The organism is Aliiroseovarius sp. M344 (assembly GCF_025140835.1).
In the GTDB taxonomy this organism is placed as follows: Bacteria; Pseudomonadota; Alphaproteobacteria; order Rhodobacterales; family Rhodobacteraceae; genus Aliiroseovarius.
Genome location: NZ_CP081153.1, coordinates 1,744,485 through 1,770,764, shown reverse-complemented (window position 1 = coordinate 1,770,764; position 26,280 = coordinate 1,744,485). Strand labels below are relative to the sequence as shown.

At 57.0% G+C, this 26,280-nt stretch carries 29 protein-coding genes and 1 tRNA gene; 21 read left to right on the top strand and 9 right to left on the bottom strand.

Annotation, left to right across the window (positions count from 1 at the left end; translation table 11 throughout):
- Window positions 1-168: 168 nt before the first annotated feature.
- Together K3556_RS08680 and K3556_RS08675 are read right to left on the bottom strand one after the other, a co-directional pair.
- The gene (locus tag K3556_RS08680; protein ID WP_260516408.1) at window positions 169-828 is read right to left on the bottom strand and encodes an aspartate/glutamate racemase family protein; all 660 of its coding nucleotides are present in this window, start codon (window positions 826-828) and stop codon (window positions 169-171) included.
- Window positions 829-863: 35 nt separating this feature from the next.
- Window positions 864-1,784, bottom strand: coding sequence for a LysR family transcriptional regulator (locus K3556_RS08675; protein WP_260516407.1), 921 nt, complete (start codon window positions 1,782-1,784; stop codon window positions 864-866).
- A 104-nt stretch (window positions 1,785-1,888) separates the two neighbouring features.
- On the opposite strand from K3556_RS08675, the gene K3556_RS08670 reads away from it, so the two are divergent.
- The 5 genes from K3556_RS08670 (at window position 1,889) to K3556_RS08650 (ending at window position 7,194) form a co-directional block, all read left to right on the top strand.
- Entirely contained in the window at window positions 1,889-3,139 is a 1,251-nt protein-coding gene (locus tag K3556_RS08670; RefSeq protein ID WP_260516406.1) for an NAD(P)/FAD-dependent oxidoreductase, read from the top strand.
- 70 nt (window positions 3,140-3,209) lie between these two features.
- Entirely contained in the window at window positions 3,210-4,157 is a 948-nt protein-coding gene (locus K3556_RS08665) for a TRAP transporter substrate-binding protein (protein ID WP_409557775.1), read from the top strand.
- A 62-nt stretch (window positions 4,158-4,219) separates the two neighbouring features.
- Window positions 4,220-4,933: a TRAP transporter small permease gene (locus tag K3556_RS08660; protein WP_260516404.1), complete on the top strand. Its 714-nt coding sequence runs from the start codon at window positions 4,220-4,222 to the stop codon at window positions 4,931-4,933.
- Complete coding sequence (locus K3556_RS08655) at window positions 4,930-6,243, top strand: TRAP transporter large permease (protein WP_260516403.1); 1,314 nt, start codon at window positions 4,930-4,932, stop codon at window positions 6,241-6,243. Before K3556_RS08660 ends, K3556_RS08655 begins: the two co-directional genes overlap by 4 nt.
- A 6-nt stretch (window positions 6,244-6,249) precedes the next feature.
- Window positions 6,250-7,194 carry a hypothetical protein gene (locus K3556_RS08650; RefSeq protein ID WP_260516402.1) on the top strand — a complete coding sequence of 315 codons (945 nt, stop codon included), beginning with the start codon at window positions 6,250-6,252 and terminating at the stop codon, window positions 7,192-7,194.
- Between the two features lie 426 nt (window positions 7,195-7,620).
- Here the strand turns inward: K3556_RS08650 and K3556_RS08645 are convergent.
- Window positions 7,621-7,710, bottom strand: a tRNA-Ser gene (locus K3556_RS08645).
- 163 nt (window positions 7,711-7,873) lie between these two features.
- Here K3556_RS08645 and K3556_RS08640 point away from each other — a divergent pair.
- Complete coding sequence (locus tag K3556_RS08640; protein WP_260516401.1) at window positions 7,874-8,704, top strand: hypothetical protein; 831 nt, start codon at window positions 7,874-7,876, stop codon at window positions 8,702-8,704.
- Window positions 8,704-9,585, top strand: coding sequence for a hypothetical protein (locus K3556_RS08635; protein ID WP_260516400.1), 882 nt, complete (start codon window positions 8,704-8,706; stop codon window positions 9,583-9,585). The genes K3556_RS08640 and K3556_RS08635 overlap by 1 nt, the downstream gene beginning before the upstream one ends.
- Window positions 9,586-9,620: 35 nt before the next feature.
- Here the strand turns inward: K3556_RS08635 and K3556_RS08630 are convergent, their stop codons facing one another.
- Window positions 9,621-11,789: a tetratricopeptide repeat-containing sulfotransferase family protein gene (locus K3556_RS08630; protein ID WP_260516399.1), complete on the bottom strand. Its 2,169-nt coding sequence runs from the start codon at window positions 11,787-11,789 to the stop codon at window positions 9,621-9,623.
- Window positions 11,790-12,108: 319 nt separating this feature from the next.
- Here K3556_RS08630 and K3556_RS08625 point away from each other — a divergent pair, with 319 nt between their 5' ends.
- The 8 genes from K3556_RS08625 (at window position 12,109) to K3556_RS08590 (ending at window position 18,289) form a co-directional block, all read left to right on the top strand.
- On the top strand, window positions 12,109-12,720 hold the full coding sequence (locus K3556_RS08625; RefSeq protein ID WP_260519208.1) for a 50S ribosomal protein L21: 612 nt from the start codon (window positions 12,109-12,111) through the stop codon (window positions 12,718-12,720).
- 21 nt (window positions 12,721-12,741) lie between these two features.
- Window positions 12,742-13,011, top strand: a complete 270-nt coding sequence (gene rpmA, locus K3556_RS08620; protein ID WP_260516398.1) for a 50S ribosomal protein L27 — start codon at window positions 12,742-12,744, stop codon at window positions 13,009-13,011.
- Between the two features lie 193 nt (window positions 13,012-13,204).
- On the top strand, window positions 13,205-13,744 hold the full coding sequence (locus tag K3556_RS08615; protein WP_260516397.1) for a GNAT family N-acetyltransferase: 540 nt from the start codon (window positions 13,205-13,207) through the stop codon (window positions 13,742-13,744).
- Window positions 13,745-13,753: 9 nt separating this feature from the next.
- The gene (locus tag K3556_RS08610) at window positions 13,754-14,272 is read left to right on the top strand and encodes a GNAT family N-acetyltransferase (RefSeq protein WP_260516396.1); all 519 of its coding nucleotides are present in this window, start codon (window positions 13,754-13,756) and stop codon (window positions 14,270-14,272) included.
- Entirely contained in the window at window positions 14,269-14,784 is a 516-nt protein-coding gene (locus K3556_RS08605) for a GNAT family N-acetyltransferase (RefSeq protein ID WP_260516395.1), read from the top strand. The genes K3556_RS08610 and K3556_RS08605 overlap by 4 nt, the downstream gene beginning before the upstream one ends.
- Window positions 14,785-14,875: 91 nt before the next feature.
- On the top strand, window positions 14,876-15,907 hold the full coding sequence (gene obgE / locus K3556_RS08600; RefSeq protein WP_260516394.1) for a GTPase ObgE: 1,032 nt from the start codon (window positions 14,876-14,878) through the stop codon (window positions 15,905-15,907).
- A complete protein-coding gene (gene proB / locus K3556_RS08595; RefSeq protein ID WP_260516393.1) occupies window positions 15,895-17,001 on the top strand; it encodes a glutamate 5-kinase in 1,107 nt (368 codons plus the stop codon). The genes obgE and proB overlap by 13 nt, the downstream gene beginning before the upstream one ends.
- Window positions 17,002-17,041: 40 nt before the next feature.
- Window positions 17,042-18,289 carry a glutamate-5-semialdehyde dehydrogenase gene (locus K3556_RS08590; RefSeq protein ID WP_260516392.1) on the top strand — a complete coding sequence of 416 codons (1,248 nt, stop codon included), beginning with the start codon at window positions 17,042-17,044 and terminating at the stop codon, window positions 18,287-18,289.
- Window positions 18,290-18,295: 6 nt separating this feature from the next.
- On the opposite strand, the gene K3556_RS08585 is transcribed toward K3556_RS08590, so the two are convergent.
- A complete protein-coding gene (locus K3556_RS08585; protein ID WP_260516391.1) occupies window positions 18,296-18,895 on the bottom strand; it encodes a histidine phosphotransferase family protein in 600 nt (199 codons plus the stop codon).
- Between the two features lie 42 nt (window positions 18,896-18,937).
- Here K3556_RS08585 and K3556_RS08580 point away from each other — a divergent pair, with 42 nt between their 5' ends.
- The 3 genes from K3556_RS08580 to K3556_RS08570 all read left to right on the top strand — a co-directional run bounded on the left by K3556_RS08580 (window position 18,938) and on the right by K3556_RS08570 (window position 20,845).
- Complete coding sequence (locus K3556_RS08580) at window positions 18,938-19,138, top strand: DUF3553 domain-containing protein (protein ID WP_260516390.1); 201 nt, start codon at window positions 18,938-18,940, stop codon at window positions 19,136-19,138.
- 97 nt (window positions 19,139-19,235) lie between these two features.
- Window positions 19,236-20,012 (top strand): GNAT family N-acetyltransferase, encoded by a 777-nt coding sequence (locus K3556_RS08575; protein WP_260516389.1) that lies wholly within the window; start codon window positions 19,236-19,238, stop codon window positions 20,010-20,012.
- Window positions 20,009-20,845 carry a lysophospholipid acyltransferase family protein gene (locus K3556_RS08570; protein ID WP_260516388.1) on the top strand — a complete coding sequence of 279 codons (837 nt, stop codon included), beginning with the start codon at window positions 20,009-20,011 and terminating at the stop codon, window positions 20,843-20,845. The genes K3556_RS08575 and K3556_RS08570 overlap by 4 nt, the downstream gene beginning before the upstream one ends.
- Here K3556_RS08570 and K3556_RS08565 read toward each other — a convergent pair.
- A complete protein-coding gene (locus K3556_RS08565; protein WP_260516387.1) occupies window positions 20,842-21,471 on the bottom strand; it encodes a thiamine phosphate synthase in 630 nt (209 codons plus the stop codon). The genes K3556_RS08570 and K3556_RS08565 overlap by 4 nt on opposite strands.
- A gap of 81 nt (window positions 21,472-21,552) precedes the next feature.
- On the bottom strand, window positions 21,553-21,882 hold the full coding sequence (locus tag K3556_RS08560) for a TfoX/Sxy family protein (RefSeq protein ID WP_260516386.1): 330 nt from the start codon (window positions 21,880-21,882) through the stop codon (window positions 21,553-21,555).
- 133 nt (window positions 21,883-22,015) lie between these two features.
- Here K3556_RS08560 and K3556_RS08555 point away from each other — a divergent pair, with 133 nt between their 5' ends.
- The gene (locus tag K3556_RS08555) at window positions 22,016-22,708 is read left to right on the top strand and encodes an RNA methyltransferase (RefSeq protein WP_260519207.1); all 693 of its coding nucleotides are present in this window, start codon (window positions 22,016-22,018) and stop codon (window positions 22,706-22,708) included.
- Here the strand turns inward: K3556_RS08555 and K3556_RS08550 are convergent, their stop codons facing one another.
- Together K3556_RS08550 and K3556_RS08545 are read right to left on the bottom strand one after the other, a co-directional pair.
- Window positions 22,709-23,185 (bottom strand): disulfide bond formation protein B, encoded by a 477-nt coding sequence (locus tag K3556_RS08550; protein ID WP_260516385.1) that lies wholly within the window; start codon window positions 23,183-23,185, stop codon window positions 22,709-22,711.
- Window positions 23,182-23,760, bottom strand: coding sequence for a YqaA family protein (locus K3556_RS08545; protein ID WP_260516384.1), 579 nt, complete (start codon window positions 23,758-23,760; stop codon window positions 23,182-23,184). Before K3556_RS08545 ends, K3556_RS08550 begins: the two co-directional genes overlap by 4 nt.
- Before the next feature lie 160 nt (window positions 23,761-23,920).
- Between K3556_RS08545 and K3556_RS08540 the strand changes: the two genes are divergently transcribed.
- Both K3556_RS08540 and K3556_RS08535 read left to right on the top strand, forming a co-directional pair.
- Window positions 23,921-24,760, top strand: a complete 840-nt coding sequence (locus K3556_RS08540; RefSeq protein ID WP_260516383.1) for a neutral zinc metallopeptidase — start codon at window positions 23,921-23,923, stop codon at window positions 24,758-24,760.
- Window positions 24,761-25,106: 346 nt separating this feature from the next.
- Complete coding sequence (locus tag K3556_RS08535) at window positions 25,107-26,144, top strand: TRAP transporter substrate-binding protein (RefSeq protein ID WP_260516382.1); 1,038 nt, start codon at window positions 25,107-25,109, stop codon at window positions 26,142-26,144.
- Window positions 26,145-26,280 lie beyond the last annotated feature (136 nt).

Sequence of the window (26,280 nt, the reverse complement as noted above, 5' to 3'; positions counted from 1 at the left end):
CGGCTCAGTTCCGTGCTCAGCGACGGGGGAAATTTGACTGCTCTACCTTTCAGTACCGCACGCCAGACGAGTTTTGGATTGAATTGGAAGACCATTTAGATCGCAAAAGAGAATATTTCTCAGTCTCAGCGAGCTTAGAATTCTGCGCTCCATACTTATGCAAAATATCTAGTAACGCATGGGAGCCAAGCCCGCCTGAAACCAGTTTAGAAAGCTGACAATCGAATAGACCGGGCGCCCCGTGATCATTGCAATGTCGGCAGCATATGGCGCCATGTTGGTGCATTCGAGCACGATTGCACCCACGGACTTGTGCCTTGAAACGAGCCTCTGCGCTATTGCATTCATTTCAGACTGGCAGGCAGCAAAATCTAGGTCAGTTAAGTCGTCAAAAATTGCAGTCGCAAAGGCACCGTCACGCGGCAACCCTTCTATAGGTACGTTGCATCGGGCACCTGCGGCATGCAAATGCTCGGTCCTCAAGCTTTCTTTTGAAATGGTTAGAATACCGACTTCTTGATTGGTCGGCAGCATCGCTTCTATCATCGGTATCTGCATCAAGGAGGAACTGGCAAAAGGAACACCCAGGGTGTCTTTCAGCTCATCTTGCATGAGCGATAGAAATCCGCAGGACGTTGTCAGCCCCATGCAACCGTCGGCAACCAACTCGCGTCCGACTTTAACAAAGGCGTCCAGAAGGGCGCGCGGGTCTTCGTGAACAACTTTTTGCGCACTGGCCCCACCAACCGCGCGCATATGGACGGGAAAATCCCACGTGTGTCTGTGACCAATGTCGCCAAGAGGGCGCGGAAATTTGGTCTCTAGCATCAGGATTCCAACGGGGGCGGGTTCCATATGTTCTCCTATTTCGCGCGCTCGATGGGTTTGCCGTCGACGTTGTATGGCTGCAGCTCGGCCAATAGCAGCGCCAGAAACTCTTTACCAAGCTGTGAAAGCGGGCGTGTTGCCGAAGTGATCACGGCCATGTCCATCATTATAGGTGGTTCAAAACGACGGGAGATAAAGCGGTCATCATAGTCAAATTCCAACCCAAAACGATCAAGCAGCGCAACCCCCATACCTTCCTTTACGAAGGCCAAGAGGTTTTTGAACAAATGTGAGTGCACCCGTGATTTCATCGGGACGTTGGATTTCTCAAACGCCTCGCGAAACCGCCGCTGAGTGATATGATCAGGTCCCATCACAAGCAACGGCTCATTTTTCAGAAGTTCCGGTGTAAGCAGATCGTGTTGCTGAAGCGGATTGTCCTTGTGCAACGCAATGCGCGTTTCCACATGCAGCGGATAGTATTGCAGCGTGTCATAAAGCATCGGCATCTCGCAAATGCCAATCTCGAAAAGACCCGATAAGACCCACTCCTGAATTTTTGAACTGTACTGCGACTGGAACGAAATATTCATGTCTGGTCTGGTTTTTGCAAACTCAGCGATGAGTTTTGGTACGAAACCGAATGACATAGAGTGCTGCGAGGCGATCTGAAGTTGCCCTGCTTGTTTGTTTTGCAGATCAACTACGGTCTGTGTGACGTGGTCAAGCCCGCGTACCACCGTGTCGATTTCTCGGTGCATCAGCTCTGCTTCTGGTGTCGGAACAAGCCGGCCGTGCAAGCGCTCAAAAAGCGTTAACCCAGTTTGACGCTCTAGTTGGGCCAGCAAGTTTGATATCCCCGGCTGAGAAATCCCCAAGGAGTCGGCAGCACCTGTGACGGTGCCGGTCTCGATGATGGCATGGAACGCCTGAAGTTGTCGGAACCGAAGTCGCATACGAGTATGTATCACTTGTAGTTATATGATTGCCAGAAATTAGTATTGGAAATGATACCTCGCGGCTGCCAGACTGAATTTTAACCTTGAGAGAAAGCTGCTTGATGCCTTCAGAGCATATTATTGTCATCGGCGCTGGGATTGTCGGCGCCTCTTCTGCCATTTGGCTGCGCCGCGCGGGGTATGAGGTCACGCTTCTTGATAGGGGCCAGCCGGGCATGGGCGCGTCTTACGGAAATGGAGGGATTCTGGCGAGCTGCTCGATCGTGCCAGTGACAGGTCCGGGGTTGCTAAAGAAAAGCCCGGCGTATTTGGCCGATCCGAACTTTCCTCTCTTTCTGCGTTGGGGCTATGTGCCCAAACTTGTGCCGTGGCTGATCAAATATATGTCAAATGCAAATGAGAGCGACACACGCCGCATTAGCCAAGGGTTGGCGACGATTGTTGGCGACAGCCTTGAGCAGCATCAGGCTTTGACGACGGGCACCAGAGCCGCGAAATGGGTACAAGAAAGCGACTACAGTTTTGCATACCCTGACCGCAGCGCCTTTGAAGCTGATGCGTTCGCTTGGCAACTGCGCCGTGAAGCTGGGTTTGAACCAAGTTTCATTGAAGGCAACGCGGTTCAGGAAGCAGAACCGATCTTAGGTCCGAAGACGAAGCTTTTGGCAGTGCTTAAGAACCATGGCTTCATTCTGAATCCCGGCTCGTACGTAGGAGATCTTGTCGAACTGCTTAAAGAGATGGGTGGAAAGTTTGTTCAGGCTGAAGTCAAAGACTTTGAACTTGCCGGCGGTCAAGTAAGTGCCGTGGATACCAACGTGGGTCGTATCCACTGTGACAAGGCGGTAGTTTCATCGGGAGTTTGGTCCAAACCACTGATGCAGAAACTGGGCCTGAACGTCCCGCTTGAAGCTGAACGTGGCTATCACATCATGTTCAAAAACCCGAACCTCAAGCCCAACAATCCGATGATGCTGACTGCCGGGAAGTTCGTCACCACAGCAATGGACCAAGGTGTGCGCTGCGCAGGTGTGGTCGAGTTTGGGGGGCTAAGCGAGACGCTTTCAAAAGCCCCACTGAAGCTTCTGCGCCGAAAAGCGCAAGCGATGTTTCCCGACCTCACATACGGAAGCGATGAAGAATGGCTTGGCTATCGTCCTGCGCCATCTGATAGCTTGCCCCTTATCGGTGAGCTTCGCGAGACCGGCGTTTTCACAGCGTTTGGCCATCACCATATTGGCCTGACAGGTGGACCCAAAACGGGTCGTCTGGTTGCTGATATGATTGCTGGAAACCACACCAATAACGATATTCGCCCCTTCGAGCCAATGCGCTTTGCGGTGGGCAAATAACCAAGACCAACAACAATATCTCAGGGAGAGAATGATGAAACCACTAAGCAAAACAATAAGCACCGCTGCCATGACCGTGGCGCTATCGATGGCGGGCACAGCAGCAATGGCTGAGCAATGGGACATGCCCATGGCGTATGCAGCGACCAACTTCCATTCCGAAATGGGTGTCGTATTTGCAGATAAGGTGCGCGAATATACCGACGGCGAGATTGATATCACGGTTCACCCCGGTGGCTCGCTGTTCAAAGGCGGCGAAATCAAACGCGCGGTCCAAACTGGTCAGGCGCCAATTGGCGAGCGCTTCATGTCAGCCCACGCCAACGAAGCCCCTCTTTTAGGTTGGGACAACCTGCCATTTATCGCCACAACCTATGAACAGAATGACAAGCTCTGGGCGGCGGCCAAAGACAAGGTAAATGCGCAGCTATCAGATCAGAACCTTGTCGTGCTCTACACATGCCCATGGCCGGGGCAAGGCTTCTATTTCAAGAAAGAAGTCAACTCGTCGAAAGACACTCAAGGGGTAAAGTTCCGCTCTTACAACACCGCAACGGCGACCTTTGCTGAAGAACTTGGAATGATCCCCGTTCAAGTCGAGGCCGCGGAGCTTAGTCAAGCATTGGCCACGGGCGTCGCAGAATCGTTCATCTCGTCAGGATCGACAGGCTATGACCGCAAAGTATGGGAAACCCTCACGCACTATTACAAAGTGAACGCATGGCTGCCGCGCAACTACGTGATGGTCAACAAAGGCGTCTGGGAAGGGCTTAACGCGGACATGCAAGCCAACGTTCAGAAGGCTGCCGACGAGACAGGCGCTGCATGCGCGACCAAGTCGTCAGAGCTTGCCAACTGGTATTTCGAACAGCTGGAAGCCAACGGTATGAAAGTTGACGACGCGGGTGCCGAGTTCCTTGCGGAACTTGAGGCCATCGGCGCGAAAATGACGGCCGACTGGCTGGCAGAGGTGGGCGAGGATGGCCAAGCTATCCTTGATGCATACAACGCCAACTAAGCTTTAAGGTAGCGGCCTCGTTCAGACTGAGGCCGCTGCCACACCATTTCAGGGGATATTCGATGCGAGATTGGCAACCATTTTTGGGGCTGCCCTTATGGGTCTGGCTCTTTGTGTTTCCAGCGCTTCTGGCGCTCTTTTGTCTCTGGAAGGGGCCAAAAGCAGCTGCGTTTTTGTCGCCTGTCTGGAGGTTTCTCGATAAAATCTACAGGGCTGCCGGCGCACTGGCCGCATGCTTTATGGTGCTAATCCTGCTTTTGATTATCGGACAGATGATTGCCCGCTGGTCCAACCTCACGTTTCCAGGATCGACCGAATATGCCGGCTATGCCATGGCTGCGACATCCTTTTTTGCGTTGGCTTATACGCTGACGCAAGGTGGCCACATCCGCGTGTCCGTTTTGCTCAATCTCAATCGGCACACCAAGTTCTGGCTTGATGCTGGGGCGATGTTCATCGCGGCCATAACCGCCACCTATTTTGCCCGCTACGCGATCAAAACCAACATCATGTCCGAGATGCTCAACGACCGCACGCAAGGACAGGATTTCGTCCCGGAATGGTTGCTGACTTTCGTGTCCATGTTCTCCAACTCTCCCGCCAAATGGGCAGAGATGTGGGCCAATACTGGCTCTGAATGGGTATACACACCGGTGTGGCTGCCACAATTGCCAATGTCGATTGGTACGGTGCTTTTAGCCGTCGCAATTTGGGATTACCTCATACGGCTGCTCGCGCTTCGGGAAAGCCAAATTCACGGGGAGGTTCTGGAATGAGCGAATTATACGCCACAGCGATATTTCTGTTCGTGCTCTTCACCCTTCTGGGCGGATCCGTCTGGATCGGGCTTGCGCTTATGGGCGTGGCTTGGGTCGGGATGGAGCTGTTTACGACGCGCCCCGCCGGCGATGCGATGATAACGACCATTTGGACAGGCGCCTCAAGCTGGACCCTCACGGCCTTACCGCTCTTTATCTGGATGGGCGAGATCTTGTATCGAACGCGGTTATCCCAAGATATGTTCCGCGGCCTTGCACCCTGGATGCGCTTTTTGCCCGGGGGCTTGTTGCACACCAATATCGCGGGCTGCACGATCTTCGCGGCGGTTTCCGGTTCCTCTGCTGCGACGCTGAATATGGTCGGTAAAATGTCGATCCCCGAGCTGCGTAAACGCGGTTACCCAGAGTATATGATCATCGGCACATTGGCGGGTGCTGCGACGCTTGGGCTGATGATCCCACCGTCGCTTACACTGATCGTCTACGGCGTCACGATCAATGAAAGCATCACCAAGCTGTTCATGGCGGGTGTCTTTCCCGGCCTCGTCTTGGCAGGGCTTTTCATGCTCTACATCATGGCATGGCACTTTATTTACAACGAGCAGCGACCCGCGCCAGAACCCCCGATGCCCTTTGGCCAACGCCTTGCCGAAAGCCGCTTTCTGCTGCCGCTCTTCGGTCTTGTATTCGTGGTCATTGGCTCGATGTATCTTGGCTATGCCACCGCCACCGAGGCTGCTGCTGTTGGCGTTCTGGGAGCGCTTGCGCTCTCCGCTATGCAAGGTTCTCTCGATTGGAAGACGTTCCAAGACAGCTTGATGGGGGCAACGAAAACCTCGGCCATGATCGCCTTTATCCTGATGGGGGCTGCCTTTTTGTCGCTTTCGATGGGCTTCACGGGCCTGCCGCGTGCGCTTGCAGAGCTGATCGAAAGCTACAACCTTTCGCCTGTAGCGCTTATCGCCGTGTTGACCGTGTTCTACCTGATACTTGGGATGTTCATGGATGGGCTATCGTCCGTTGTTTTAACAATGGCGATTGTCGAACCGATGATCCGTGCCGCTGGCATTGATGTGATCTGGTTTGGGATCTTCCTTGTGGTGGTCATCGAAACCGCACAGGTCACACCGCCCATCGGCTTTAACCTATTCGTGCTACAAGGAATGACCCGACACGATATCGGGTACATCGCCAAGACAGCGATCCCGATGGTGGGCCTTATGCTGCTTATGGTGGTTATCCTGGTGATCTGGCCTGAACTGGCCACATGGCTGCCTGACAATATCCGCCAAGGTCCGGGTGGCTAAACGCGGATGCTTCAAACGCTTGGGTTCATTGCGCGCTATGGGCGCTTTGTTCTGGTATTGGGGCTTGTCGCTGGGCTTGTCTTGCCCGGCGTTGCTTCGGCACTGCGCCCATGGCTAAGCGAATTGGTGCTGCTTTTGCTCTTTCTCACGGCATTTCGTGTTGGACTGCCTTCCGCGCTGGATGGGCTCAGCCGAACCCGCAACACGCTTGGGGTTGTGCTCGTCTACCAACTGGTTTTGCCGTTGCTTTGCATTGCCTTGTTTGCAGTCTTTGGCCTCGCACATAGTCCCGTTGCCATCGCATTGACACTCATGCTTGCCGCACCGTCTTTAACCGCTAATCCAAATATGGCGGTACTGCTTGGCCAAGCGCCCGAGCCAGCCTTTCGGTTACTCATCCTTGGCACACTGATCCTGCCGCTTACAATCATACCCATCTTTTGGTTCTCACCAGCGCTTGGAGACCTATCGGAAGCAGTTTACGCCGCTTTGCGCCTTGGGCTTTCGATCTGCGCAATTATCACATTGGCCTTCCTGCTGCGCGCGATATTTCGGCCCGAAATGCGTGAGCTTGAAATTCAAGCGCTTGACGGGCTGACGTCGCTTGCCCTGGCCGTAATCGTGGTTGGCTTAATGAGCGCTGTGGCACCTGCCTTGTCGAGCGCCCCTTGGACGCTGGTTAAATGGCTTTTTGTCGCCATGGCTGCCAACCTTGGCCTACAGGCTTTAGCATATGCGGGACTGCGCCGGTCAGGAATCAAGCACAACGCAGCGCCCATGGCTCTGGCGGCCGGAAACCGCAATGTTGCGCTTTTCCTTGTCGCATCGTCTGCGACACAAACCGACGATTTCCTTTTGTTTTTGGGTTGCTACCAGTTTCCCATGTATCTGACCCCAATCCTTATGCGCCCGCTTTTGGGGCACAGCGGAAGCCGCGAAAGGGTGGGCTGAAAAAGCCATGTCTCTGCTTTGAGATCGTTCAAAGCCTTAATATGCAGCGAGCAGTTCCAATGTTAGTCAGTCGGGCCGTGACTACCGTGATGACTGGATGGCAGTTTTTGGCTCAATCCTGACCTTCGTTATGATCGGCATCGATTTTTAGTCCTCGCCGCAAGCGTGCTGGCTTTCGAATGAACAACTGCGATGATCATGCTCGAATCTGGGCCTAAATGTTGTAATACTAATTAAGGGGAAATGAATGAGTTCTTGTGATCTCGGTTCCATCCCGCCTCATGCTAGCCAAATGTTCCACAGCTGATCTTGTATGCCTTAGGTCCAGTGCGGACGACCAGTCAAACAACTGAAGGCCTAATTTTTCGTGAGTAGATTATTGGTTGGAATACAAAACCCAATAATTGCCAATAAAACAAAAGCAAATGGCGGAGAGACAGGGATTCGAACCCTGGGTAGGCTTGCACCCACAACGGTTTTCGAGACCGCCCCGTTCGACCACTCCGGCACCTCTCCGCGGGGGTCTTGCGGGGGATAAATCGCCCACGCTGCATGTGCAAGCCATTTTTTGTACAAATCACCGCCGACCAGCGGTTTCGTGAACGGGCAGACCTTGGCACTTGACGCACGCGCGGCTACTCTGCGGCAAAACCGACCAGCCGAAAGGGCCGTGAATCCAATGAAACTCAACATATTGGCACCAGTCTTTGCCTTTGTTCTTATGATACTGGGGACACTGTCAGTGGCGCAGGCCGCGGAAGAACAAGACATTCGCGAGTTCCTTGAGGTCACGGGCTTTGATGTGGCAATCGCTTCGATCCAGCAAGGGGCCATGGCCGGGCCAGCCATGACCGGGGAAGATCCCGACATGTTTGGCCGCCAGTGGGTTCAACTAGCGGAAGAGGTGTTTAACCCCGACGAGATGATCGCTGAGGCGGTTGAGATGATTGCAGCGGTGATGCCCGATGACCTGCTGGATCACGGCGCGGGTTTCTATGGCAGTGCATTGGGTCAACGATTGGTTGAGGTCGAAAATGAAAGCCATATGGCTGATGACACAAAAAAATATGCCGAAGGCGAACGGCTGACCGGCGAGTTGCTGGAACAAAACAGTATTCGGATCGAATTGTTTCGCGAAATGGGCAAAGCTATCGGGTCAACCGAAACGGCGATCAAATCCATCGTGGAAATTCAGGTCCGCTATCTTATGGGGGCTGTCGCGGCGGGCGTGAGCGATTTTGACATTTCCGAGGAAGACCTGCGCCTGATGTTGATGGAACAAGCAGGCGAGATGCGCAAAAACATTGAGGTAAACAGCCTTGTGGCCAATGCCTATGCGTATCGCGATCTGACAGATGAAGCGCTGATTGATTATCTTGCCGCGCTTCAGGACCCGAAAATGGGGCAGGTCTATGAGATTTTGAATGCGGTTCAATATCAGATCATGGCGGAACGGTATGAAACACTGGCCAGCCGTCTGGCAGACCTGCAGCCCGAGCAAGAGTTGTGATGAAACGCCGGGCGCGGCATACCCTTTGCGCCGTTGCGGTGCTCTCGGCGCTGGCCGTGCTCCCATTTTCGACGGCGACCTCTGCCGCGAGCAACGATGCGACACCGACAGCGCAATCTGAGGCTCAAGCTTATGATGAACTATGGTCGCTGCTGCGTCTGAATGATCTTCTTGATATCATGCGCGAGGAGGGGGCCAGCATGGCGCTGGACGCTGACGTTGATCTGTTGGGCCATCCCGGCGGCGATCCGTGGCAAAGGCGCGTACAGGCCATCTATGACCCCGACCGCCTGCAGATAGAAGCCGAGCACGCGATGGAGGAGGCGCTGGATGTCTCGTATTTGAATGCGTTGTGCGACTTTTATAAATCTGAGGACATGCAGACCGTCGTTGACCTTGAAATCACCGCGCGTCGGGCGTTTCTGGACAGTGATGTTGAAGACCGCGCGCGCAGCACTTGGTTAAGCGGACGCGCCCTGACGCAACATGAAGACTCCATTTTGCAGTTTGTTGAAGTGAACGACCTGATTGAACGCAATGTCATGGGCGCGCTCAACTCGAACTATGCGTTCTTGCGCGCTTTGACGGATGCGCATCCCGTCGATGGCGAGAAGCTGACAGAACAAGAAATCCTGTTCGAGGTCTGGTCGCAGGAGGTCGAAATCCGGCGCGATACATCCGAATGGCTGTTTGCCTTCCTGACGACGGCCTATGACCCGGTATCACAAGACGTGTTGGATGCTTATGTCGCGTTTTCTGAAACCGAGGCTGGTCACGCGCTGAACCACGCCATGTTCGAAGCGCTCGACAAGGTTTACATCCGGCTGTCCGCCGACCTTGGGCGCGCGGTGGGCGAGTTTGGGGCGCAGCAAGACCTTTAGTCGGGCGCGGAAATAGCCGGGCAGGGCGCGCGCCCTTAGTCGTCGGGAACGCCGTCCAGTCCTTTCAGACCTTCAACCATCTCGGCCAATTGCGGCTCATATCTCCGCCATTTCCCAATCGAGGAATTGTACAGTGGCTGGCGCACCTGCGCCAGCGACAGGGTTTTCACATCTCGATCGGTTTTATGGAAATCAAGGCAGGCATCTTCCCAGTCCAGCCCGCAGAACTCCAGCAGCTTGCGCACTTCCTGTTCCGGGTTTGCTACAAGCGCTTCGTACTCAATTTCATAAAGGCGGTCAGGAGCCATGTCCCGCCACAGGCTCAGGTATTCGGTGTACAGCCGGTATGTGTCGACAAGATCGGCTTGGGTGTAGGAATAAAGGTGCAACCCGGTGACAAACCGGTTCTTGAACATGGACCACAGATTGTCGCGTGGGTCGCGGCGCAGGGCGACGATCTTGGCATTGGGAAGCGCGAGCCACGCCAAAGGCGCGATCTGATAGGTCGAGATCGTCTTGTCCGTGATCCGCTCTGCGCCTGGAACCCGAATGTCGATGGCCGCCTGATAGTCGCGCCCAATCGCTTCCAGCTGATCAGGGGTCATATCGGCGATCGTGCCCCCGGCGCGGTCAGTCTGCGCCACCGCCTCAAAAGCCAGCGGGTGCAGTATGCCCAGCTCGTCGCCGCCGGTTACGGTCGAATGGCTGGCAAGGATTTGTTCCACCAATGTCGTGCCCGATCGGGGGAGGCCGGTGATGAATATGGTTTGGTTGTTTTGATACCCGACCGTACCGATCCGCGTCGCATCGAAATCCTTGAGAAACGCGGCCAGACGGTCGAAGTCGCGCTGGGTTTTCGACCTGTCATGCGGGTGCAGTTTGGCCATGATCTGGTTTGCTTTCGCCAGGAACAGCCAGGCTTTCTCAAATTCGCCAGCATCCTCCATCACTTTCAAAAGCGCGTAGCCAAGATCCATGCGGCCATCTTCTGGCAGGTCGTCGCGTGCCCACAGGTCCTCCATCTCATCGATCAAGGGGTCATCTGGTGCGAGCTTCTTTCCCTGTGCGATCATCCGGTAAACCGTGCCAGAGCGCACGCCCCGCGCCAGCGCCGCCCGCAAGACGGTGTCGGCGGCGTCCATTGCCCCTTCTTGCTGCAAGATATTGGCGGCGATGGTCACGACGCGCAAACTTTTTGGTTCTGCCGCTAAGGCCGTGTCGATCAGGTCACGGGCTCTGTCGGCGTCGCCCGCCAATTTATGCGCGACCGCCCCAAGCGCGAGCGTATCGCCTGTCGCCGGCGTCAGTCGCTCCAGATGATCCAGATCGGCGATGGCCTGTGCGGCATTTTCCAGGGTGACATGGGCTTGTGCGCGGGTCAAAAGTGCCAGCCGGTTGTCGGGATCCTGTTTCAAAAGCAGATCCAGACAGTCCAAGGCGTCGCGCGGTGCGCCCAGTTCGTGAAAAAGTTTGCCCAGATTTCCCAAGACAATCGGATTGTGCGGGATCAGGCGGCGCGCATGCAGAAGGATGTCTTTTGCCTCGTGGCGGCGCCCGGTTGCCAGCAACAACTGCCCCAATTGCGCAGCAGCTTCGCCATAGTCGGCGTCGATCTTGAGTGCGGTTCGAAATGCGGCCTCGGCCTCATCGGTGCGGCCCAGACTGGCAAGGGCTGCACCGTGAATGGTCGACAAGATCTCGCTTTTGCCGCGTGTCGCGATCAATTGGCGCGCTTGTGCTTCGGCCTCTGCCATCTGGCCTGCATTCACGCGTGCGACCAGCGCGTTGATCTCGTCGGCCGATACTTTGCTTGAAACACGCGCAGTGCTGGAAAGGGTCGCGTCCATGGCCTTTGCGATGGCTTTGCGATCTCGCTGGCCCAATTTGGCAGCTTTTAGCTGCGCCTTTGCGTCTTTTCGTGCACCGTCGTCGCCATAAGCCGCAATCGCTGCGGCATAGGCCTGCCAGACCTTCACTTCGGAGGGTGCAAGTTTGGCGGCGTGCGCCAGAAGTTGGCTTGCATCTTTCGGACGCCCAGCCTGCAGGTGAATTTGCGCCATATGAAACGGGATTTCGGCGCGTTTTGGGGCCATTTTTGACAGCTGGCTTAACAGGTCCAAAGCCTCACGGGACTTTCCAGCGCGGGCCAGACCCAACGCGCGGTTGAACATGGCTGGGATCTGGTTGGAATTGAGCGGCAGCATCGCAGGCTCCTTGCGGTGTGTATAACGAGGTGCAGGCGCTTGGCCGCGCGCTGGACATTTCCCGTCTTGGCCTAATATGTCGGGGCAAAGCCTGCAAGGGGCGTTGCACCCGCGGTCAGGGTCCGATTTTCCACGGAAACTGGCTTGACTTGCAGGCTATTTCACCCGATAAGCCGCCACTCCTACCGGGAATATCCCGTGTGGGAGCGTTTAACTTTGCCCATCGGGGCGCGCCGTTCGAGGCAAGTGAGGGGATCATCCCTTCGTCAAACACCGGCAATGTCGGGGCCACAGGACGCGGAATATGAAGGAAGATCAAATGTTTGCGGTTATGAAAACCGGCGGCAAGCAGTATAAAGTCCAGGCTGGAGACGTGCTTCGCGTTGAAAAGCTGGCTGCTGATGCGGGCGAAACAGTCCAGTTCAATGAGATTCTGATGGTTGGTGCAACCGTCGGCACCCCCACCGTTTCCGGTGCTGGCGTGCAGGCCGAGGTCATCGACCAGATCAAAGGCGAGAAAGTCATTCACTTCGTGAAGCGTCGCCGTAAGCACAGCTCGAAGCGTACCAAGGGTCACCGTCAGCAACTGACGCTGCTCCGCGTGACCGACATCCTGGAAAAGGGTGCCGACAAGTCGGGCGTGAAAGCTGCAATCGGTGCAGGTTCGGTTCCGGGTGGCGTTGCCGCTGCTCCGGCCAAGAAAGCCGCTGCGAAAAAAGCTGCGCCGAAGAAAGCTGCTAAGGCTGAAGCCCCCGCGGCCGCGGCTGCAGACGATCTGACAGCAATCACCGGTGTCGGCCCCGCCGCCGCCAAGAAGCTGGCCGACGCTGGCATCACCACCTTCGCCCAACTTGCGGCCGTTGACGTTGACAGCTTCGAAGCCGTCAAAGTTAAGCCCGAGTGGGTTGAGCAGGCCAAGACACTGGCCTAATCTGAGCTAAGGAGAGATAGCATGGCACATAAAAAAGCAGGCGGTTCATCCCGTAACGGCCGCGACTCAGCCGGTCGTCGCCTTGGCGTCAAGAAATTCGGCGGACAGGTCGTGATCCCCGGTAACATTATCGTGCGTCAGCGCGGGACCAAAATGTGGCCGGGCGCCAATGTGGGTATGGGCAAGGATCATACGATCTTCGCGACCGTCGAAGGTCACGTCCAATTCCATAAGGGCCTGAAAGGCCGCACCTTTATTTCGGTTCTCCCAGTGGCGGAGGCCGCTGAGTAAGCCGAACCTAACAAGGTTGTGATTAACCAGGGGCCGGCTGCAAAGCTGGCCCCTTTTCTTTTCGATTCAAGTACCTATCTGGTGTTCACCGGGAAATCACATTTTCGTCTTATTCCGTGCCATTTCCTAGTCTATGTCCGGGTAAAGGCTTACTTTGCCGGTGCATCCTGCGCTTTTCAGAGGAGGGAAGGCCATGAAGCATGTAGAGATCTCGCGCCAACCTGTTATCGAGGCAGAGCGTTTTGTTCTTCGCCCCGTCCGACGTTCGGATGTTGGGATGCTTTCCATCTATACCGCCGACGAACGTGTTGCCTCTGGCACGCGTTCAATCCCACATCCGCTGCCGCCTGGCGTGGCCGAGGCCTTTGTGGACCGCGCATTGCAGGATGGGCGCGATGAAGATGTCTGGGTGATGGATGCGGCTCATGCGGAAGGGCGCGAAGTTCTGGGCGTCATCAGCCTGAGCCGTCTGGACCGTGGACAGTCGCAGCTTGGCTATTGGGTCGCGCCGGGGTTTTGGAACTCGGGCATCGCGTCTGAGGCCGTGCAGGCTTTGGTCGCGGCCAACCCGCAAGAAAACACCACCATCTTTGCCGAAGTGTTTCAAGACAACGCCGCCTCGGCTCGTGTCCTGACCCATGCCGGTTTTGAGTATATTGGTGATGCGGAAAGCCATTCGGTGGCGCGCAATGCCAATGTTCCAACGTGGACTTACATCAGGAAGATGATGTAAGGGATTGGCATGTCGTGTAAAATCGAAATCAAAACAGAGCGTTTTACGCTCCGTCCACTGACGTCTGCGGACGGTCATGACGTTGTGCGACTGCTCGATGACTACGAAGTTGCGCGCTGGCTGACGGTCGTTCCGCACCCCTATAGGTTTTCCGATTACACGGGGTTTCTGGCCCATCTTGCAGACACGTCGGTCTTGGGTGGACTTGCCATTGAAGAAGACGGCCAAGTGTTGGGTGTGGTCGGGCTGGATCCGACGCTGGGCTACTGGCTCGGCCGCCCGCATCACGGGCGTGGGGTGATGACGGAAGCTGCGGGTGGTCTGATCAACTGGGCCTTCCGCAACCACCCTATCGATCAGATCAGCTCAGGATATTTCGAAGGGAATGCGGCCTCGCAGACGGTGCTGCACAAGCTTGGATTTCGCACGACCGGCAAAATTGAAAGTGTTTACTGTGTCTCGCAAGGTATTGATGTTAAATTGGTTAAGGTCGACTTGAACCGTGCAGATTGGGAGGGTGCACAATGATGACCCGTCTGGTCACTGACCGGTTGATGATGCGGCGTGCGCAGCCATCAGATGTGGATGACTACCATCGTATCGTGTCGGATTATGAGGTCGTGAAATGGACCGCAAGTTGGCCGTGGCCTGCCGAGATTGCGCATACGACCGAACGTTGCAAACCCTTTGACCCTGAACTTGGTATGGTTGGCCCGGTGTTTCACCAAAGCAAGATGGTCGGGATGATGGGCATTGGATCACATTACGAAGATGGGCCAGAGCTTGGCTATATGTTCGCAGCTGAACATTGGGGCAACGGGTACGCGACCGAAATGGCGCGCGCTTTGATCGACCACTGTTGGGCGCGGTATGATTGGGGCGTGATTGGCGCGTGCGCCTATGATGACAACCCCGCCTCGGTTCGGGTGCTGGAAAAACTTGGGTTCAGCGAAACTGCGCCCGCCATGGGGGCCTGCAAAGCCCGGGGTGGCACGTTTCCAATGCGGTGCTATCGTCTGCCTCGACCGCGCAGAATCTGACCAAGATCGCGTGCCCTCGCGCCTTCAACTCTTGAGCCTCGGCCCATTTCCCTCTATCGCCAGTATCGAAACCAGAAAAGGCGACTGCCCCATGAAATTCCTCGATCTTGCGAAGGTCTATATCCGCTCGGGTTCCGGCGGCGGGGGCTGTGTGTCGTTTCGGCGCGAGAAATTCATCGAATATGGTGGCCCTGATGGCGGCGATGGTGGTCGCGGCGGTGACGTCATCGTCGAGGTGGTCGATGGGCTGAACACGTTGATCGATTTCCGCTATCAGCAGCACTTCTTTGCAGGTAACGGCCGCCCCGGCATGGGTAAACAACGTACTGGGCCAGATGGGGACGACATCGTTTTGCGCGTGCCGGTCGGGACCGAGATATTGGACGAGGACGAAGAAACCGTCATCGCGGACATGACCGAAGTGGGCCAACGGTTCATTTTGGCCAAAGGTGGGAATGGCGGTTTCGGCAACCTGCACTTCACCAGTTCGACCAACCGCGCGCCGCGCCGCGCCAATCCGGGACAGGAGGGTGTTGAACGCACCATCTGGCTGCGCCTGAAGCTGATCGCTGATGTGGGCTTGCTGGGATTGCCCAATGCGGGCAAATCGACCTTCCTTGCCGCCACCTCGAACGCGCGGCCGAAGATTGCGGATTATCCGTTCACCACACTGCACCCCAATCTGGGCGTTGTTGGCGTGGACAATGCCGAATTTGTCGTGGCTGACATCCCCGGCCTGATCGAAGGCGCCAGCGAGGGGCGGGGACTGGGCGATCTGTTCCTGGGCCACGTCGAGCGCTGTTCGGTGCTGTTGCATCTTGTGGATGGAACAGTCGAAGATGTTGTCGCGGACTGGCAGACGATCATCACCGAGATCGAGGCCTATGGCGACATTCTGGGCGGCAAGCCGCGGGTCACTGTTCTGAACAAGATCGACGCGCTGGATGAAGAGGAACAGGCCGAAAAACGCACGGCGCTTGAGGCGGTTGCCGGTCCCGTCATGCTGATGTCCGGCGTGGCCCAGCAAGGCACCACCGAGGTTCTGCGTGCGCTGCGCAAAGAGATCTCAGAAGACCGCATTCGCCAGAAACCCGAAGTGGAGGAAGAGACGTGGCGGCCCTGAACGACGCCCACCGCATCGTCATCAAGATTGGCTCGGCCCTTCTGGTCGATGCCGCAACCGGGGCGTTGAAGTCCGATTGGCTCTTGTCTCTGGCCGACGATGTGGCGTTGCTGAAGGCGCGCGGGGCAGATGTGGTGCTGGTGTCGTCCGGGTCCATCGCGTTGGGGCGCGGTGTGCTGCGCCTGCCAGCGGGTACGCTGTCGCTTGAGCAGTCGCAAGCCGCGGCTGCCGTCGGACAGATCCGGTTGGCGCGGGCATACGAGGAAGCTTTGGCCCCGTTGGGCGCGACCACGGCGCAGGTGCTTGTGACGCTGGAAGACAGCGCGGATCGCCGCCGTTATCTGAACACCCGTGCAACTTTGGAAACACTGCTGTCATTGGGCGTCGTGCCTATCGTGAACGAAAACGATACCGTCGCGACCGATGAAATCCGCTTTGGCGACAACGACCGGCTGGCCGCTCAGGTGGCGGTGACGGTAGGCGCGGATCACCTTGTGCTGTTGTCCGATGTGGATGGGTTTTATTCCGGCAACCCGAAAGACGACCCTTCGGCCACGCGCTATGACGTGATCGACGCCATCACACCCGAGATCGAGGCCATGGCGGGCGACGCGGGCACCGGATTGTCCAAAGGCGGTATGAAAACCAAAGTGATGGCCGCGAAAACGGCCACTGGGGCAGGGTGCGATATGACTATCACCCTGGGGTCACGCATGGCGCCATTGACGGCTCTGGCTGGCGGGGCAGCGGCGACCTTGTTCACCGCCCGCACTGATCCGAAAGCGGCGCGCAAGCATTGGATTTCTTCGATGAAACCCCGCGGCGCGGTGGTGGTCGATGCCGGCGCGGTGGCCGCGCTGAAGTCAGGAAAGTCGCTGCTGCCGGCCGGGCTGGCAGAGGTGCGGGGCAGCTTTCAACGTGGCGACCCGGTCGAGATACATGGCACCGATGGCAGTCATCTTGGCGCGGGGCTTAGCCGGTATTCAGCTGCTGAAGCCCGCGCCATTCAGGGCAAACGATCCGACGAGATTGAAGCGATATTGGGGTATCCGGGCCGTGCAGCCTTGATCCACCGCGACGACATGGCGCTGTAGGCGCGACAAAGACGACGACCCAACGACCGGAGACAAGAAGATGAGCGACGATATCAAGGCCATGATGACCCAAATCGGCATCCAAGCGCGTGACGCTGCCAAAGTCCTTGCCTTCGCACCATCTGAGGCCAAAGAAAAAGCCTTGCTGGCTGCCGCTGATGCCTGTTGGGCGCGGCGGGCAGAGATCATCGCCGCCAACGAAAAAGACATGGCTTTTGGGCGCGACAAGGGGTTGTCACCTGCCATGATGGATCGCCTGATGTTGGACGAAAGCCGTATCAAAGCCATGTGCGACGGGTTGCGTGCGGTGGCGGGGCAGGCGGATCCGGTGGGTGAAGTGCTTGCGGATTGGAACCAGCCGTCGGGCCTGAATATCAAACGCGTACGCACGCCTCTGGGCGTCATCGGTGTTATCTACGAAAGCCGCCCCAACGTGACTGCGGATGCGGGCGCGCTGTGTCTGAAAGCGGGTAACGCAGTGATCCTGCGCGGCGGCTCGGAAAGTTTTCATTCCGCCGGACTGATCCACGCTTGCTTGCAGGATGGCCTGCGCGCGGTCGGTTTGCCCGAGGCGGCAATCCAACGTGTGCCAACACGCGATCGGGCGGCGGTCAGCGAAATGCTGACCATGACGGATTATGTCGACGTGATCGTGCCGCGTGGCGGCAAGGGCTTGGTGGGACTGGTTCAGCGCGAGGCGCGGGTGCCGGTTTTTGCCCATCTGGAAGGCATCGTGCATATCTATATCGACAAGGACGCCGACCCAGACAAAACAGCCCGGGTGGTGATGAATGCCAAGACACGGCGCACAGGAATTTGCGGCGCGGCGGAGTGTCTGCTGATCCACAAGGATGCCACCGGACTAGGCCAAAAGGTTCTGAACGACCTGATGGCGGCAGGTGTCGAGGTTCATGCGGGCGCGGGGCTGACCGGCACCATCGCCGCCACCGAGGACGACTGGGGAAAAGAGTTTCTGGACAGCATCATCGCGGCCAAAGTCGTCGAGGATGTGGATGGGGCGATTGACCATATCAACCGCTATTCCTCGTCCCATACCGATGCGATCCTGACCGAAAACGATGACACAGCGACGCGGTTCTTTACCCGGCTCGACAGTGCGATCCTGATGCGCAATGCCTCGACCCAGTTTGCGGATGGGGGCGAGTTTGGCATGGGGGCCGAGATCGGCATCGCCACCGGCAAAATGCACGCGCGCGGCCCGGTTGGCGCGGCACAACTGACATCGTTCAAGTATTTGGTCGTGGGCGACGGAACAACGCGGGCCTGATCGGGTTTAGAATTCGACGCTGATCGAATGATCTGCGATCGTTACGGCTGCTGCACGGCCTTGCCTGCCAAGCTCGGGCGCAATGAGCGCGAAATGAACCTGTGCCGGTGGCACATCTATACCCGGTTGTGGTTCCGACAAAAGGCCCCAGAGGTCGGGGTCGACTTTCAGCTTCTCAGCCTCGCCCCGGATCTGCCAGTGGGTTTCGTCGCGGGTGACCTGAATGTGTCCGCCCCAGGGCATCGCGCTTTCGAAACATTGCAGCAGCAGAAAGGCGAGTTTGACGGCGGTGCGCGGCTGATCCTCAACCGGTTGCCAACCAATGTCGATCTTCCGACCATCCACGCCGGGTGCCAGAATTGATCTGATTTCGCCCTCGGCGATCAGCTGTCCATCATGCGCCGCGCCAAACGCCACCCGAAAAAACCGGATACGCAGGTTCGCGTTGGTGACGCTTTCCGCGATCAGTGCCATTTCCGGACTGTCTGGCAAGCCAGACAGCTGCAACAGCTCGACCCCATTGCCGATGGCCCCCAAAGGGCTGATAAGGTCGTGGCAGATGCGGGATCCGATCAGGGCAGTCAGGTCGCGGTCTTGCTTTGTCATGAGGCGTGCCTTGGCGTTGATTGCGGGGGGAAGGGAGACGGAATGAGTTTAGGAGCGTTGCTAGAACCGGGCATGCTGGTGCGTCACCCGCAGCAACCCGATTGGGGGCTGGGACAGGTGCAGTCCAATATTGGCGGCAAGGTGACCGTGAATTTCGAACATGCTGGAAAGCAGGTGATCGTGTCGGAGCGGATTGATCTCATACCTGTCTTTGATCCTCCTGCAAGCGGTCAAGGGGAGTGATAAACTCATATAACAACCATAACGGGAGTTTGCTCTGGTTGCAAACCCTGCCTGGCCGCCATAGAACCCCAACAAGGTTAGCAAAACGTTAAAGACGATGCCCAAGCCCGATTTTGTCCTTCGCCTGGCCCAAGACGAGGCCGACCTGATCGCGGCACAGCGCCTGCGGTACGAGGTTTTCGTGGAAGAGCTTGGTGGCCGTGGCGACATGGTGGATGACGATGCGCGTCTGGAGCGTGACGCTTTTGATCCATATTTTGACCACCTGATCCTGTTTGACCGGGCCCGATTGGGCACACCCGCTGTTGGCGTTTATCGGCTGTTGCGGGGCGATCGCTTGTCGGACGCGCCGGGCGCTTTGAACCGGTTCTATTCCGAGGACGAGTATGACCTGAGCCGTCTGAAAACCTCTGGCCGCAAGCTTTTGGAGCTGGGACGCTCCTGTTTGCACCCGGACTATCGCGGCGGTGGCGCGATGTTGGTTTTATGGAATGGGCTGGCAGAGTATGTGGCGCGCCATGACATCGAAGTGCTCTTTGGCGTTGCGTCCTTCCACGGGACGGATATTGAATCCCTCAAAGGCCCGCTGTCTTTGCTTCATCATCGCCATTTGGCGCCGGACCCGTTGCGCGTGCGCGCCCAGCCGGACCACTTTCAATCCATGAACCTGATGCAAGAGGATCAGATCGACCGGCTTGCCGCGATGCGCGCGGTGCCGGCGCTGATCAAAGCCTATCTCAGGTTGGGTGGTTTTGTGGGCGAAGGGGCTTATGTTGATCATGATTTCAACACAACGGATGTGTGCCTGATTATGGACACCAAGCAGATGAGCGCAAAGCACAAGGCGATCTATACCGGACGGGCGCCCGCATGACGGCCTTGTGGCATGGCGAGCCAGAGCCGCATTCCTTTCACCCGTCCGGTGCGGATTGGCTTAGGATCGTTGCGCGAGGGCTTCCCTTGGCGGTGTTGGTGTTTGGTGGGCTTGTGGTGCTGTTGGTCGTCAGGCTGATTGAGCGCCCGTTTTTTGGCATCCAACGTCCCGTTACACCGCATATCACCCAATTCGTCTGTCGGATGGCGTTTGTGATTCTTGGCATCCCGTTCAAAGCGATTGGGCAACCGATGCGTGAAAAGGGTGCGGTGGTGGCCAATCACGCAGGGTGGTTGGATATTTTTACGCTCAACGCAAAAAAACGGGTATATTTTGTGTCGAAATCCGAGGTTGCCCGTTGGCCGGGGATCGGCTGGTTGGCGCGGGCGACGGGAACGGTGTTCATCAATCGTGATCGGCGCGAGGCGGCGCAACAGATCGAGGTCTTTCGCGAGCGTCTGACGGCGGGTCATAAGCTGCTTTTCTTCCCGGAAGGCACATCCAGCGATTCGCGCCGCGTTTTACCTTTTAAGTCAACGCTTTTTGCGGCATTCTTCACAAAAGAATTGCGTGATTTCATGTGGGTTCAACCGGTAACCGTGCGTTATATCGCGCCGACCACAGAAGATCCTCGTTTTTACGGCTGGTGGGGCGATATGGATTTCGCGCCGCACTTGGCCCAGACCTTGGCAGCGCGCAAGCAGGGTCGAGTCGAGCTGATCTATCACAGGCCGGTTAAAGTGTCAGACTTTGCCAGCCGCAAAGACCTGGCGGCCTATTGCGAAACCGCGGTGCGCGACGGCTTGGGCGACCTGAACGTCGAGGCCAGTTAGGTCGTCATCGCGCCCAGCAAACGACCCAGCTTCGCCGAAGGATCATCACTGCGCCAAATCTCTTCCCCGATGGCAAAGAAATCTGTGAACGGCGTCAATGTGCGGATCGTGTCTTCGGTCAGGGCGCCTTCGGCGACGACTGGCACCTCGATCATTTGCGACCACCAGTCGAACAGATCGGCCTCGGCATAAGTGCCGTCGCCTAGGCCGGTCGCGCCTGCCGGCCCAAAACTCACATAATCGGCGCCGGCTTCACCGGCATTCATCCCGTCATGGCGCGAAGCACCGCAAAAGGCACCAATGATAGCTTCCGCGCCGAGTTCATCACGGGTTTTGCGCACGCGCCGTGCACCGTCGCCAAGATGCACGCCATCCAGCCCAAGGCGTTCGACCATCAACGCATGTTCAGCGATCACAATCGGGACGTCGCGCGCATGAGCAACCTCGCGGCAAGCGTCTGCGGCGCGCATGATGCGATCTTCGTCTGTTGTGGCCAATGACAAACGCAAGCAGGCGGTTTCATGGGCATCCAACACGCGGGCAAGCTGGGCCGGAAACTGTGACAGTTCAAATTCGGGAGGGGTCACCAGATAGAGCTGGGGGAGTTCGATTTCGGTCTCGGCCATCACGCACGGTCCTCTTTATCCGGTGTTTGCAGCTTCATAGACGGCTTTTGCGCCTTTGCAAGTCTTACAAGGGTTTGCGCGCTATTTCGGGGGCAGGGCGGCCACAAACTCCAGCGCCAATCGCAGCAGGTCGCCACGCGCCGCATCGTCGGCCATCGTCTCTGGTCCGGCATCAATGAAACCTCCCATGCGCCGCCCGGTGAAGGCCATCGGAGCTGCGCCGGGCACCGCCAGTGCCGCAGGCTCGTTGTCTTTGCCGACACGATACATTGCGCCATCCTTGTGCACGCCACACAGCATGTTTCCATTCAGCATGAAGGCAATGCCGCCAAACATCTTTTTCTCGGCAAGTCCGTGAACGTCTGCAAGATCATCTTTCAGCAATTCGTAAAGCCCTTCGTCAAATGCCATGATAACCCTCTTGCTTGCTCTGCTTGGGCACTCAGCGTATCACGCGCGCAACCAAAAGGAAGGGTCGGCCGTGGCGGATCACATATCGGACAAACTTGGACCGCAGCCAGAGATCGTGCTGGTGCGCCCGCAGATGGGGGAAAACATCGGCGCGGCGGCGCGGGCGATGCTGAATTTCGGGCTGGAGCGAATGCGCATTATCGCCCCCCGCGATGGCTGGCCGAACCAATCGGCGGTTGCGATGGCGTCCGGTGCCGGTCGGGTTCTGGATGCGGCGGGTGTGTACGATACTCTGGCCGAAGGCGTGGGCGATTGTGACTATGTCTATGCCACGACAGCTCGGTCGCGCGATCTGGCAAAACCGATCCTGAGCCCGGAAGGCGCGATGGCCGAGGCGCGTGCGTTACAAGCGGCCGGAAAGAAGGTTGCAATCCTGTTTGGCCCGGAACGGACCGGGCTTGAGAATGACGAAGTGGCGCGCGCCAACGCGATCATCTCGGTGCCGGTGAACCCGGGTTTTGCATCCCTCAACCTTGCGCAATGCGTTTTGCTGACAGCTTATGAATGGCGCCGCCAGACCACCGATGTGGCGCATGACGTTATGGAATGGGCGGGATCGGAACGCGCGCAGGCCATCGAGATCGAGAAGCTGGCGGAGCATTACGAGGCGCGGTTGGATGAGGCGGGATTCTTCTATCCGCCAACCAAAGTGCCCGTCATGAAGACCGCGCTGCGCAATATGTGGAGCCGGATGCCAATGTCGCGCGCAGATGTGCAGATTTTCCACGGCATTTTGCGCCAGCTTCTGCGCGGCAAACAGGACTGATCAGGCTTTTCGGGTCGCCGCCACAACCCAAAGGACTGCCAGCGCCAGTGACCCGACCGCGTTCAGGTTGGCCATGGTGATCCCCATGATTTCCCACGGGATTTCATCGCAACGGATCAGCGGCGCTTGGTTGATTTGCGACAACAGATCGTCGACTGACAGGTCGGCCACACTGCCGCCGCTGCACGAGCTTGGTCCATCCCACAATTTGCGCTCAACCCCGGAATGGAAAAAGCCCAGCGCTGAGGTTGTCGCCGCAGCTATAGCGCCGAACCACGCCAGTGCTTTTTGCCCCGACGCCACAGCCGCGCCGCCGATAACGATGGCCGCTGCATGTGGCCAGCGTTGCCACAGGCATAGTTTACACGGCGCGTAGCCCAGCGCCTGAAAGCCAAATGCGCCTGCAAGGATTAAAGCAGACGACGCCGCCGCGATGGCGATCAGTTGTAGGGTCGAAAAACGGTCGAGAAATCTCATAGGTATTTCACCAGATAGAAGCCGCCGCCAAGGATGACGACAAACAGGATGAACATCAGGCCAAGGCGACGTTCGATGAAGTCGCGGATGGGCGCGCCAAACTTCCACAACAGGGCGGCGACCACGAAGAACCTGAGACCACGCGCGATCACGCTGGCCACCATGAAGACCCCAAAGTTCAACCCCGTGGACCCCGACAGGATGGTTATGACCTTGTAAGGGAAGGGGGTGACGCCCGCGATCAGCACCGCCCATGCGCCCCATTGGTTATAGGTCTCGGCGAAATGGCCGAACTCTCCGGTCTTGCCGTAGAACTCCAACACGGGCTGGCCCACGCTTTCAAACAACCCCCAGCCGATGAAATAGCCAAACGCGCCGCCAATGACCGATGCCACCAATGCGACAGTTGCGATCACAAAAGCGCGTGACGGGCGCGCGATAATCATCGGGATCATCAAGACGTCCGGCGGGATCGGGAACACGGAGCTTTCCAGAAAGGCCACAACGGCCAGCGCCCAAAGCGCGTGGCGGGTATTCGCCAATCCCATAGTCCAATCGTAAAGACGCCTGATCATCTGTGTGCCTCTTGTTTTGCCCTCACGAACCATGCTCGGTGCATGACGTCAAGTGACAGGCGGGTTATCATGTCTTGATGCAGGCAGCTGTGCAGGTAAACTCGTTGTGAAGCAAATGTTGTGCTAACCATTGGTTGGCGGTGTAAAAGGATCAGTTTGGATGAAATGGCAAGGACGGCGTGGAAGCCGGAATATTGAAGACCGTCGGCGCATGGGCGGTGCAGCGCAGGTGGGCGGGCTTGGCCTGCTGGCCGTCTTGGCCATTGGATATTTCCTTGGGGTCGATGTGTCGCCATTCCTGCAAGGGGGCGGCGCCATTGGCGGCGGCGGGACAGCCGAAATCACCGAAGCCGACAAGCAGGCCGGTGAGTTCGTGTCGGTCACGCTGGCGGATACTGAGGAAGTGTGGAGCGAGGTGTTCCGCACCCAGGTCGGCGAAACCTATACGCCAACAACCCTTGTTCTTTACAAAGGCGTGACGCAAAGCCCTTGTGGCGGCGCATCCGGCGCGACGGGACCGTTTTACTGCCCGGGCGACAACAAGGTGTATCTGGACACAGCCTTTTTCACGACATTGTCGCGCCAACTTGGCGCAAAGGGTGATTTTGCGGCGGCCTATGTTGTGGCACATGAAGTGGCGCACCATGTCCAGAATGAGTTGGGCATATTGGGGCAGGCCAATTCCATCCGGGCTCAGGTTAGCGAAGCGGAAAGCAATATGATCTCGGTCCGGATCGAGCTTCAGGCGGATTGCTATTCCGGTATTTGGGCCCGCGAAGTGCAAGCCCGCTTTGGAACGTTGGAACGCGGCGACATCGCAGAGGCGATGAATGCGGCCCGTCAAATCGGTGACGACACACTGCAACGTAGTTCCGGTCGCGTGCCTATGCCGCATACTTTTACTCACGGAACCTCAGAACAACGACAAAGCTGGTTCGTCCGCGGCTATGAAAGCGGGGACATGCGCAGTTGCGACACGTTCTCGGCCCAACAGCTTTAACCGTCAGGCGGGCAGCGACCTGTAATGCGTTGTTCCGTGCAGTTGTGTTTCGGCGAAACTGATTCTCTCGTTGTCGGTTCGTATTTTGAACCGACACGAGGTTTCAACAGCGGCAAAATTCTTTAATTGATAGGTTAAGTATTGGAAAACTAGTTAAGTTATTAAGCTTGTTGCGCTTGCAACGAATTTTGGATACGAATATTTCCGCGACAGGATAAAACAAAGCTGACCGCATGGTCGAAAAAACTTGCGTGAGGCGCTCTACCCTGTTTTTAATTGTCTACGCATGGGGCAGAGGAGCTGTTTTGTGTCAGATCAGGCAATATTCGCGCTGGGAGGAAGCGAAATGAAATTTACCATGAAAACCGCGTTTATGGGCGCCGTAGCTTTGGGCATCACCGCAGGTGCCAGCTTCGCGCAGGAAGTCACCCTTCGGTGCCAGCATTTCCTACCAACGAAAGGGTCTACGCCGCTTTACTTCATGACCCCTTGGGCCGAGAAGGTTGAGAAAGATTCCGGTGGTCGGATTAAGGTCGAGCTTTATCCAGCCATGCAACTGGGTGGGGCGCCGCAAGCGCTTTATGACCAGATCCGCGACGGCGTGATCGATTGTGGCTGGGCATTGCCAGCCTATACACCGGGCCGTTTCCCGGAAGCCGAAGCTTTTGAATTGCCCTTTATGACCGGCCGTAATGCTGAAGCATCGTCAAAAGCCGCCTGGGAATTTTCGGAAAAATACCTGATGGAGCGCATGGGCGACGTCAAATTGCTGGCAACTCACGTTCATGGTCCGGGCATCATCCACAAGAAGGGTGAGCCGGTTATGGCGCTTGAGGATTTCCAGAGTTTGAAGCTGCGCGGTCCGTCGCGTCAGGCAAACACTCTGTTTGAAACTCTGGGTGCAACTCCGGTTGGCATGCCGTTGCCGACGTTCCCTGAAAGCCTGTCAAAAGGTGTTGTTGATGGTGGGGTGATTCCATGGGAAATCGTTCCGCCGCTTAAGGTGCACGAGCTTGTCGACAGCCATACTGAAATTCCCGGTGATCGTTCGCTCTATAACACGTTCTTCATCTGGGCGATGAACAAGGACAGCTATGCCAAGTTGCCCGATGATCTGAAAGCTGTGATCGACGCGAACTCCGGACTGGAAACCTCGGGTTGGGCCGGTGCGTCTTTTGACACCGGTGACGTGATCGGTCGCGAGATTGTGGCCGCCACGGACAATAAGATTCACGAACTGGACCCAGCCTTGGTTGCGGAGATCCGGGCGATCGGGGACAAGCAGGTCGAAGCTTGGGCTGCGGACATGACGTCTAAGGGTCTTGATGGTGAAGGTATGGTTGCATTGGCCAAAGAACTTATCGCCAAATACGCTGACAACTGATCCAAGACAGTTACAGCTCCGGGCGACCATGTTGCCCGGAGTTTTTTGTGCGCCGCGTTTCAGTAAAATGTTACCGTCAACGTTGCACGCGGGGCGCTGCCTGAAGAAACTGGGGGAACATCGTGGCTATTGCGAA

What these genes read in the sequence shown, in the direction of transcription:
- K3556_RS08680 (WP_260516408.1), bottom strand. Translation starts at nt 828, where the DNA reads ATGCTAGAGACCAAATTTCCGCGCCCTCTTGGCGACATTGGTCACAGA.
- K3556_RS08675 (WP_260516407.1), bottom strand. Translation starts at nt 1,784, where the DNA reads ATGCGACTTCGGTTCCGACAACTTCAGGCGTTCCATGCCATCATCGAG.
- K3556_RS08670 (WP_260516406.1), top strand. Translation starts at nt 1,889, where the DNA reads ATGCCTTCAGAGCATATTATTGTCATCGGCGCTGGGATTGTCGGCGCC.
- K3556_RS08665 (WP_409557775.1), top strand. Translation starts at nt 3,210, where the DNA reads ATGACCGTGGCGCTATCGATGGCGGGCACAGCAGCAATGGCTGAGCAA.
- K3556_RS08660 (WP_260516404.1), top strand. Translation starts at nt 4,220, where the DNA reads ATGCGAGATTGGCAACCATTTTTGGGGCTGCCCTTATGGGTCTGGCTC.
- K3556_RS08655 (WP_260516403.1), top strand. Translation starts at nt 4,930, where the DNA reads ATGAGCGAATTATACGCCACAGCGATATTTCTGTTCGTGCTCTTCACC.
- K3556_RS08650 (WP_260516402.1), top strand. Translation starts at nt 6,250, where the DNA reads ATGCTTCAAACGCTTGGGTTCATTGCGCGCTATGGGCGCTTTGTTCTG.
- K3556_RS08640 (WP_260516401.1), top strand. Translation starts at nt 7,874, where the DNA reads ATGAAACTCAACATATTGGCACCAGTCTTTGCCTTTGTTCTTATGATA.
- K3556_RS08635 (WP_260516400.1), top strand. Translation starts at nt 8,704, where the DNA reads ATGAAACGCCGGGCGCGGCATACCCTTTGCGCCGTTGCGGTGCTCTCG.
- K3556_RS08630 (WP_260516399.1), bottom strand. Translation starts at nt 11,789, where the DNA reads ATGCTGCCGCTCAATTCCAACCAGATCCCAGCCATGTTCAACCGCGCG.
- K3556_RS08625 (WP_260519208.1), top strand. Translation starts at nt 12,109, where the DNA reads ATGTTTGCGGTTATGAAAACCGGCGGCAAGCAGTATAAAGTCCAGGCT.
- rpmA (WP_260516398.1), top strand. Translation starts at nt 12,742, where the DNA reads ATGGCACATAAAAAAGCAGGCGGTTCATCCCGTAACGGCCGCGACTCA.
- K3556_RS08615 (WP_260516397.1), top strand. Translation starts at nt 13,205, where the DNA reads ATGAAGCATGTAGAGATCTCGCGCCAACCTGTTATCGAGGCAGAGCGT.
- K3556_RS08610 (WP_260516396.1), top strand. Translation starts at nt 13,754, where the DNA reads ATGTCGTGTAAAATCGAAATCAAAACAGAGCGTTTTACGCTCCGTCCA.
- K3556_RS08605 (WP_260516395.1), top strand. Translation starts at nt 14,269, where the DNA reads ATGATGACCCGTCTGGTCACTGACCGGTTGATGATGCGGCGTGCGCAG.
- obgE (WP_260516394.1), top strand. Translation starts at nt 14,876, where the DNA reads ATGAAATTCCTCGATCTTGCGAAGGTCTATATCCGCTCGGGTTCCGGC.
- K3556_RS08590 (WP_260516392.1), top strand. Translation starts at nt 17,042, where the DNA reads ATGAGCGACGATATCAAGGCCATGATGACCCAAATCGGCATCCAAGCG.
- K3556_RS08585 (WP_260516391.1), bottom strand. Translation starts at nt 18,895, where the DNA reads ATGACAAAGCAAGACCGCGACCTGACTGCCCTGATCGGATCCCGCATC.
- K3556_RS08580 (WP_260516390.1), top strand. Translation starts at nt 18,938, where the DNA reads ATGAGTTTAGGAGCGTTGCTAGAACCGGGCATGCTGGTGCGTCACCCG.
- K3556_RS08575 (WP_260516389.1), top strand. Translation starts at nt 19,236, where the DNA reads ATGCCCAAGCCCGATTTTGTCCTTCGCCTGGCCCAAGACGAGGCCGAC.
- K3556_RS08570 (WP_260516388.1), top strand. Translation starts at nt 20,009, where the DNA reads ATGACGGCCTTGTGGCATGGCGAGCCAGAGCCGCATTCCTTTCACCCG.
- K3556_RS08565 (WP_260516387.1), bottom strand. Translation starts at nt 21,471, where the DNA reads ATGGCCGAGACCGAAATCGAACTCCCCCAGCTCTATCTGGTGACCCCT.
- K3556_RS08560 (WP_260516386.1), bottom strand. Translation starts at nt 21,882, where the DNA reads ATGGCATTTGACGAAGGGCTTTACGAATTGCTGAAAGATGATCTTGCA.
- K3556_RS08555 (WP_260519207.1), top strand. Translation starts at nt 22,016, where the DNA reads ATGGGGGAAAACATCGGCGCGGCGGCGCGGGCGATGCTGAATTTCGGG.
- K3556_RS08550 (WP_260516385.1), bottom strand. Translation starts at nt 23,185, where the DNA reads ATGAGATTTCTCGACCGTTTTTCGACCCTACAACTGATCGCCATCGCG.
- K3556_RS08545 (WP_260516384.1), bottom strand. Translation starts at nt 23,760, where the DNA reads ATGATCAGGCGTCTTTACGATTGGACTATGGGATTGGCGAATACCCGC.
- K3556_RS08540 (WP_260516383.1), top strand. Translation starts at nt 23,921, where the DNA reads ATGAAATGGCAAGGACGGCGTGGAAGCCGGAATATTGAAGACCGTCGG.
- K3556_RS08535 (WP_260516382.1), top strand. Translation starts at nt 25,107, where the DNA reads ATGAAATTTACCATGAAAACCGCGTTTATGGGCGCCGTAGCTTTGGGC.